The sequence below is a fragment of the Alteromonas salexigens genome (assembly GCF_025628895.1).
Classification (GTDB): domain Bacteria; phylum Pseudomonadota; class Gammaproteobacteria; order Enterobacterales; family Alteromonadaceae; genus Alteromonas; species Alteromonas salexigens.
Genome location: NZ_JAOTJC010000006.1, coordinates 753130 through 760766 on the forward strand (window position 1 = coordinate 753130; position 7637 = coordinate 760766).

At 50.8% G+C, this 7637-nt stretch carries 7 protein-coding genes; 3 read left to right on the plus strand and 4 right to left on the minus strand.

All coding sequences use genetic code 11. The annotated features are described in order from the left end of the window. Positions 1-70: 70 nt before the first annotated feature. Positions 71-367, minus strand: a complete 297-nt coding sequence (locus tag OCL06_RS07415; RefSeq protein WP_262993094.1) for a hypothetical protein — start codon at positions 365-367, stop codon at positions 71-73. A 120-nt stretch (positions 368-487) separates the two neighbouring features. Here OCL06_RS07415 and OCL06_RS07420 point away from each other — a divergent pair, with 120 nt between their 5' ends. Beyond that, the gene (locus tag OCL06_RS07420) at positions 488-1069 is read left to right on the plus strand and encodes an exopolysaccharide biosynthesis protein (RefSeq protein ID WP_262993095.1); all 582 of its coding nucleotides are present in this window, start codon (positions 488-490) and stop codon (positions 1067-1069) included. On the opposite strand, the gene OCL06_RS07425 is transcribed toward OCL06_RS07420, so the two are convergent. Further along, positions 1066-1530 carry an EVE domain-containing protein gene (locus tag OCL06_RS07425; RefSeq protein WP_262993096.1) on the minus strand — a complete coding sequence of 155 codons (465 nt, stop codon included), beginning with the start codon at positions 1528-1530 and terminating at the stop codon, positions 1066-1068. The genes OCL06_RS07420 and OCL06_RS07425 overlap by 4 nt on opposite strands. A gap of 417 nt (positions 1531-1947) precedes the next feature. Between OCL06_RS07425 and OCL06_RS07430 the strand changes: the two genes are divergently transcribed. After that, positions 1948-4146 carry a YgiQ family radical SAM protein gene (locus tag OCL06_RS07430; RefSeq protein WP_262993097.1) on the plus strand — a complete coding sequence of 733 codons (2199 nt, stop codon included), beginning with the start codon at positions 1948-1950 and terminating at the stop codon, positions 4144-4146. A 159-nt stretch (positions 4147-4305) separates the two neighbouring features. Here the strand turns inward: OCL06_RS07430 and ahpF are convergent, their stop codons facing one another. Further along, on the minus strand, positions 4306-5901 hold the full coding sequence (gene ahpF, locus OCL06_RS07435) for an alkyl hydroperoxide reductase subunit F (protein ID WP_262993098.1): 1596 nt from the start codon (positions 5899-5901) through the stop codon (positions 4306-4308). A gap of 73 nt (positions 5902-5974) precedes the next feature. Beyond that, complete coding sequence (gene ahpC, locus OCL06_RS07440; RefSeq protein WP_262993099.1) at positions 5975-6538, minus strand: alkyl hydroperoxide reductase subunit C; 564 nt, start codon at positions 6536-6538, stop codon at positions 5975-5977. Between the two features lie 328 nt (positions 6539-6866). Between ahpC and OCL06_RS07445 the strand changes: the two genes are divergently transcribed. Then, a complete protein-coding gene (locus OCL06_RS07445) occupies positions 6867-7565 on the plus strand; it encodes a DUF2252 family protein (protein ID WP_262993100.1) in 699 nt (232 codons plus the stop codon). Positions 7566-7637: the final 72 nt, after the last annotated feature.

The window sequence follows — 7637 nt, forward strand, 5'->3', positions numbered from 1 at the left end:
CCATTCCGTTAATGTAAGTAAAGCTTATCACCACCGGCAGAAAAGCCAACCCTCTAAATTACTATTATTATCAGCGTCTTTCGATAGCGGGAATGGCGTAATACCGATCAGGCTCTGACTCTTTCAGCGACTCTAAACTGGCTTTGCGTTCCTTGCGTTCTGCCACAGTTTCACCAAACACCTGGTAATGCGCGCGCTCAATGAGTTCTCGTACTTCTGCCTGGGTCACGACCCCTATCACCTGACCGGCATTCATGAAACCTTCCATTCGGTGGCGGGCGGCGTCATCGGGCGTGCCCGCTTTTGTGGCCTGATAAACGACCACGATGCGTTTATGACATAACGCCAGAAAGTCAGTTTTATCCATTTCAGTTCTTCTCCCTTTGCAATCAGCTTAACAGTGGCTTCAGCCAACATTAACAAAAAGTAATCTCAATGCGTAATTTGCAGGTATGTATTTTATCTTCCCAACAAAGCAGGATTACCCATGGCAAACGAAAGGATCTCGTCCTTACTGGTAAAGTTGAAAGAAGACACTGATGGTAAGAATGCCTCGGTAGGAGAAGTAGTAGAAGCATTTGAACACCGCGGTTTTGGGCCATTGTTGCTTATCCCCGCGTTGATCGCGATGCTGCCTACCGGGGCCATTCCGGGTGTGCCCTCTATTTGCGGCATTACGTTATTTCTTATCTGCATTCAAATCGCGTTTGGAAAGGATCACCCCTGGCTGCCAGACTCTCTGCGCGAGCGATCTATTTCCCGGGATAAACTCACTCAGGCGGTGGATAAAGCCAAACCGTACGTTGAAAGAGTCGAGAAGGTTTTTACCCCGCGTCTCACCCCTATAACGAAAGGCCTTGTGGTCCGTTTTATCGCCATTTATTGTGGCGTTGTGGCGCTAACCATGATCCCGCTGGAAGCGTTACCGTTTGCCGTTATGCTTCCCGCCTTCGCCATTGTGCTAACAGCCATTGGGCTTACTACACGGGATGGCATAATGGTAATACTGGGGCTTATTTTACAAGCCTCTACCGCATTTCTGCTGATGAAAGTTATGCCTGGGGGTTAACCCGAGGCTGCCGCGTACAGGATATCCCATTCAGTCTTTGTGACTGGCATGATCGACAGTCGGTGGCCTTTTTTCACTACGCCTAACTCAGTGACCTGGGGCGTTGCTTTGATATCTTTGAGTAGCAGCGTTTTAGCAAACGCTTCTTTAAAGGTGACATCCACACAAAACCAACGCGGCGCGTCCGGGGTGGCCTTAGGATCATAATAGCGTGACTCTGGGTTAAACTGGCTGGGATCCGGATAGGCTTCCCTGCTTACTTCAGCCACCCCCGCTATGCCTACCTGCTTGCAACTTGAGTGATAAATAAATACGTTGTCACCGAGTTTCACTTCATCACGAAGGAAATTGCGCGCCTGGTAGTTGCGCACGCCATCCCACGGCTCAGTTTGTCCGGGGCGCTCTTTTAAATCCTGAATTCCAAACGCATCAGGTTCTGTCTTAAATAACCAGTACGCCATGTGTCCTCCCGTCAGTTCACTGGCCATTATTCTGCGCTTTGCTGATAAGTGCAACGCCCGCTTACGAACATGCCGTACATACCCCTAATTTTAGCCGCATACAGGGGTGTCTTAGTTTGATTATGTTGCCAGGTAATTTTAGAAGGTGGCTGTCCAGTTAGTATCGGTTCCCTCTCTCATGGGGCGTGTTCTGTTAGTAATAGTGGAATATGGGTGTCTTGCTTTCTGCTGCATTCGGCTCTCTGTTAGGGTCCGGTGGATGTCCTGCTGATGGCATTGACTTATAGGTGTCTTATTTTTGGTTGCGGTAGATGGGTGTCTGATTTTTGGTTGCATTACATTTTCGGTGCGGGCTATCTGTGAGTGTATGGACGGTGGTATACTCGCCGGCTACTATTTGTATCGTTACTGAGTGTTATGCAAGCCACCATCAAAGCCGACCGCGGTCTCTTTTCTTATCCTAAATACTGGCCGCACTGTCTGGGTACAGCGCCTTTTTTACCCATGTCGAAAGAAGAGATGGATGCGCTTGGCTGGGACAGCTGTGACGTTATCCTGGTCACCGGCGATGCCTATGTCGACCACCCCAGTTTCGGTATGGCCGTTATCGGCCGGGTTCTGGAAGCCCACGGTTTCCGGGTTGGGATCATCTCCCAGCCCGACTGGACCAGCAAAGACGACTTTATGAAGCTCGGCAAGCCGAACCTGTATTTCGGGGTGACGGCCGGCAATATGGACTCCATGATTAACCGGTACACCGCCGATAAAAAACTGCGTCATGACGACGCCTATACGCCGAATAATGAGGGTGGTAAGCGGCCCGATCGTGCTGTCACAGTGTATGCACAGCGTTGCCGGGAAGCGTTTAAAGGCGTACCTGTGATTGCCGGTGGTATCGAGGCGAGCTTGCGACGCATTGCACATTACGATTACTGGAGTGAAAAGGTCCGCCGCTCCGTGCTGTTTGACTCGAAAGCCGACATGCTGTTTTTCGGCAATGCTGAACGGCCTCTGGTGGAAGTGACCCATCGGCTGGCGGCCGGGGAGGATATTGCTGATATTCGCGATGTCCGCGGAACGGCCATTATCGTCAAGGAAGCCCTACCTGAATGGCAGGGTGTCGACTCTACTTCATTAGACCGCCCCGGAAAAATAGATCCCATCAGTAGTCCGTATCAGATGGAACCGGAGTGTGACAGCCAGACCAAAGGCAACCCGGAAGCCACTGACAGCGCCCCTATCGTAGTTCAGCCTGCCAAGCGCCGTAAACCCTGGGAAAATGTTTACGTGAAGCTTCCGGCTTTTGAAACGGTAAAAGACAATAAAGTACTGTACGCCCACACGTCCCGTATCCTTCACCAGGAAACCAACCCGGGTTGTGCACGGGCATTGATGCAGCGTCATGGCGACCGGCATATCTGGATCAACCCACCGGCCATGCCGCTGGAAACCGAAGAGATGGACGCTGTCTTCGACTTGCCTTACCAACGGGTGCCCCACCCCGTCTATGGGGATGCCAAGATCCCGGCTTACGATATGATCCGCTTCAGCGTAAATATTATGCGTGGCTGCTACGGCGGGTGCACCTTCTGTTCTATTACTGAACACGAAGGGCGTATTATTCAAAGCCGCTCCGAAGACTCGATTATTCGTGAGATTGAGCAAATTAGAGATACGGTGCCAGGATTTACCGGCGTGATCTCCGATTTGGGCGGCCCCACCGCCAATATGTACCGTTTGCGCTGTCAAAGCCCCAAAGCCGAAGCCACCTGTCGCCGGCCCTCTTGTGTGTATCCGACTATCTGTGCCCACATGGATACCGATCACAAACCGACCATTGACCTTTATCGCCGCGCGCGGAACTTGCCAGGCATAAAGAAAATTCTGATCGCCTCCGGCGTTCGTTATGACCTGGCGGTAGAAGATCCCGAGTATGTGAAGGAACTCGCTCTCCATCATGTAGGCGGCTATCTGAAGATTGCCCCAGAGCACACTGAAGATGGTCCGCTCTCGAAAATGCTGAAACCCGGTATGGGCAGTTACTATCAGTTTAAGCAGCTTTTCGATAAATACTCAGAGGAAGCCGGCAAGAAGCAGTATCTGATACCGTACTTTATTGCTTCACACCCGGGTACTACTGACGAAGATATGCTTAACCTGGCAATTTGGTTGAAGGAAAACAAGTTCCGGCTGGATCAGGTACAGAACTTTTATCCGTCGCCTTTGGCCACGGCCACCACTATGTACCATACGGAAGTCAACAGTACCCGCAAGGTCACTAAAGACAGCGAACACGTGCCGTCGGCTAAAGGAGAAATCCATCGCCGTCTGCATAAAGCCATGCTGCGCTACCATGATCCAAAAAACTTTGCGCAAATTCGTGAAGCGCTGGCAAAAATGGGGCGTGGAGATTTGATTGGACGGGGTCCTCAGCACCTGGTGCCGCCAGAAACCGCGGATGAAAAGCGGCAGAAAATGCGCAAGGCCAAGCGCGGTGAAAGAGCCCTGACTAAACACACCGGGTTACCACCGAAATTCCAGGGCAAAAATAAAGCGGGCAAAGCAGGCGCTCGTCAGCGCCCGGCAAGTAAGGGCGCCGTCGCAGGCAAGCGCTAAGGGTTTATTGGTTCACGGGTTTACAGTTCACAGTTTTCTGATGTTACCCATCTGGCCAAACGCCCAGACTTTAGTAACCCCCTTAAGACGTATGCCTGCTTGGCTGCGTTCATAAAAAAGCCGGCGTAATCGCCGGCTTTTGGTGTCTATGCAGGGCGCTTATGCCGCCTGCGTTTCCTTTTCTTCTTCGGTGTCAGCCACTTCGTGGCTAAGCAAATATTCAAATGCTGCCAGAGACGCTTTGGCCCCCTCGCCCATTGAGATAACAATTTGCTTATAGGGCACCGTAGTCACGTCACCGGCTGCAAAAATGCCTGTCTCAGAGGTATGGCACTTATCGTCGATGACCACCTCGCCATATTGCGTCAAGTCCACCACACCTTTTAAAAACTGGCTGTTAGGAACTAAGCCAATCTGCACGAATACGCCAGCCAGAGATTGTGTATGCACGTCGTTGGTGGCGCGATCCTGATATTCGATGGCCGTTACCTTGCCGTTTTCCGACAGGATCTGGCGTGTTGCCGCGTTTTTCACAATAGTAATATTGTCACGCTTTTGCGCCTGCTCAATAAGCACCTGGTCGGCTTTCAGTTCAGGCATAAATTCGTATACCGTGACGGATTTCACCAGCCCAGCTAAGTCCAGCGCGGCTTCAATGCCTGAATTACCGCCACCGATTACCGCAACGTCTTTTCCTTTGAAGAACGGGCCATCGCAGTGCGGGCAGTAGGCTACGCCGTTACCGACATTTTCGCGCTCGCCGGGTACGCCAAGCTCTCTCCAGCGCGCTCCCGTGGCGACAATAATTGACCGGGTGCGGATTTCCTCCCCCGATGACAAGGTAATTGTCTTCACATTACCCTGCTCTACCGACTCAACTCTCACGTGCTCTTTCAGCGTAATGTCATAGTCGTTCACGTGCTCCATCAGATTACCGACGAGCTCGGGACCAGTGGTCTTTGATACTGAAATCAGGTTTTCAATGCCCATGGTATCTTTCACCTGGCCGCCAAAACGATCTGCCACTACAGCCACCTTCAGGCCTTTACGGGCACTGTAAATTGCCGATGCTACGCCTGCCGGACCACCGCCAATTACGGTCACATCCTGCAGCGGCAGTGACTGCCCCTTGTTCGCATCTTTTAGCGACGGATCCCGTGCCAGCAATTTATCTATCAGTACCGAGGCATCCACTTTGCCGTTCGCAAAAAGCTCACCATTCAGGTATACACTGGGAACGCCCTGAATATCGCGCTCTTCAACCAGACTCTGATATAGCCCGCCGTCAATCATCTCTGCTTCAATATGCGGATTCAGCAGCGCAAACTGATTTACAGCCTGCACAACATCAGGACAGTTTTGGCAACTTAAGCTAATAAATACTTCAAATTTTAACGGCTCTTTCACCGCTTTGACGATGCTCTGCAGGCTTTCGTCAACTTTCAGTTCGGTACCGGAGGCATGTAAAATGGCCAGTACCAAAGAATTAAATTCGTGTCCGCCGGGGATCCCGGAGAACCGGATGCCGGTGTCTTCACCGTCAGCTTCTAGCAGAAAACTTATTGCACTGCGAAGCGCACCCTGCGTGTTGCGTTCGTCTACTTTAATGTGTTCGCTTACCTCAGCAATGTCGGACAGAAACTTCACCAGTTCCTCACGCTTGCTGTGTTCACCGGTTTGCACGACGAACGTCACGGTCTTCTGCATGGAGGCAAAATAGCCTTCCAATGCCTGTAATATATCTTTAGTTAACATGGTTATTTTGCCCTTTCATTGTCAGTTGAGGTAGGGAGTGGAAACCCACTCCCTCGCGAATGCTGGTAGCAGCTTAAATCTTGCCTACCAGGTCCAGTGAAGGTGCCAGTGTTTCTTCACCTTCCTTCCACTTCGCAGGACATACTTCACCCGGGTGAGACGCTACATATTGCGCAGCCTTCACTTTACGCACCAGGTCGTCGGCGTCACGGCCAATACCTTCTGCGGTGATCTCCATTGCCTGAACGATGCCATCTGGGTCAACCACAAACGTTGCCCGGTCAGCCAGACCCATGTTTTCACGCATGCAGTCGAAATTGCGGGTAATTTCGCCAGTCGGATCGCCAATCATCGCAAACTTAATTTTGTTGATTGTTTCCGACGCTTCGTGCCACGCCGCGTGAGTGAAGTGTGTATCAGTAGACACTGAGAAAACTTCTACGCCACGAGACTGCAGCTCTTCGTATTTATCAGCTACATCGCCGAGCTCTGTCGGACATACAAAGGTAAAGTCAGCTGGGTAGAATACAAACACTGCCCATTTGCCTTTAATGTCTTCGCTGCTTACTTCTACGAATTCGCCCTCTTTAAATGCATTCGCTTTGAATGGTTTAATTGCTGTGTTAATTAATGCCATGCTTATATTCTCCGTTGGTTTAGTTATCGCGACTTTTTAGTTAAACGAAAAAGCCACTAACAGTACGAAACATTCTCCTGCACGGTTTTGATGTCATCGAATCTGCCCGTGCTGGAATGATTGTTAGAATAGCGGGGGCGGTGAGGAATTGATAATTGGTAAAGTTGAAAGAGCCAATCAACTTTTCCAATCAAACATTAAAACTCTTAACACAAAAACCAATCAAACATATCCTCAGGTTTCTTGCTATGGTGCAAATAGTAACGAGAAGACCGCGGCCGGGTGCAGTAGCGCCGACGGCTAAGGCAGATGGGAGCGACCCGCACTAATGAAAAGAGAAAAATTCGTACGAAAGCAAATTGAAGCCACTGATGGTCCGATAAGCACGTTATCGGAGACCAAACATGCCAAAATGCGGGAAAGTCCGTTTGTCTTTTTTCGAGGCACTGCGCCGTTGTTCTATGCAGACCTGGCCAGCGGCCTTATTTCCTTGCCAGACCCCGTCGCCCGACTCCCCAGAGTTTGTGTGGTGGGCGACTGTCACGTCTCAAACTTCGGTTTTCTCACGGAAGAAGGCTCACACGGCGACACTGTCATATTTGCACCTAATGATTTTGACGACGCCTGTGTCGGTTTTGCAGGCTGGGATATTCTGCGGTTAATGGTATCTATGCTGTTAACCGCGGAGCATTGTCAGGGGGTCAAATCGGGTAAGTATTCCGACCCGGATATCAATCGGGCAAAGTCAGCCATTACGCTGGACGAGGCGAAAAGTGCCATGCAGGCTTGCCTCACCGCTTACACGGCCACCTGCGACAGGGTTGTTTACCGTCCAGGTGAAATTTACGAGGCTATAGATTATCCACCGCCAGGCAAACTCACTAAACTGTTCGAAAAGGCCCGCCGCCGGGCTGCCCTGGGCGAGGCATTCACCTCGAAGAGCGCGCTGGCGAAAGCCGTACATACCGTCAATGATAAGCTGCAATTCAGGCACCTCCCCGAAAAATTTAGCCGGCTGGATCCCTAATGCCGATCAGTTAAGAATTTAATGATCGGTTGACCGATCTTTTGAAGGGTTCAAAATCCGATATCAGTTTCT

What these genes read in the sequence shown, in the direction of transcription:
- OCL06_RS07425 (WP_262993096.1), bottom strand. Translation starts at nt 1,530, where the DNA reads ATGGCGTACTGGTTATTTAAGACAGAACCTGATGCGTTTGGAATTCAG.
- ahpF (WP_262993098.1), bottom strand. Translation starts at nt 5,901, where the DNA reads ATGTTAACTAAAGATATATTACAGGCATTGGAAGGCTATTTTGCCTCC.
- OCL06_RS07415 (WP_262993094.1), bottom strand. Translation starts at nt 367, where the DNA reads ATGGATAAAACTGACTTTCTGGCGTTATGTCATAAACGCATCGTGGTC.
- OCL06_RS07445 (WP_262993100.1), top strand. Translation starts at nt 6,867, where the DNA reads ATGAAAAGAGAAAAATTCGTACGAAAGCAAATTGAAGCCACTGATGGT.
- OCL06_RS07420 (WP_262993095.1), top strand. Translation starts at nt 488, where the DNA reads ATGGCAAACGAAAGGATCTCGTCCTTACTGGTAAAGTTGAAAGAAGAC.
- ahpC (WP_262993099.1), bottom strand. Translation starts at nt 6,538, where the DNA reads ATGGCATTAATTAACACAGCAATTAAACCATTCAAAGCGAATGCATTT.
- OCL06_RS07430 (WP_262993097.1), top strand. Translation starts at nt 1,948, where the DNA reads ATGCAAGCCACCATCAAAGCCGACCGCGGTCTCTTTTCTTATCCTAAA.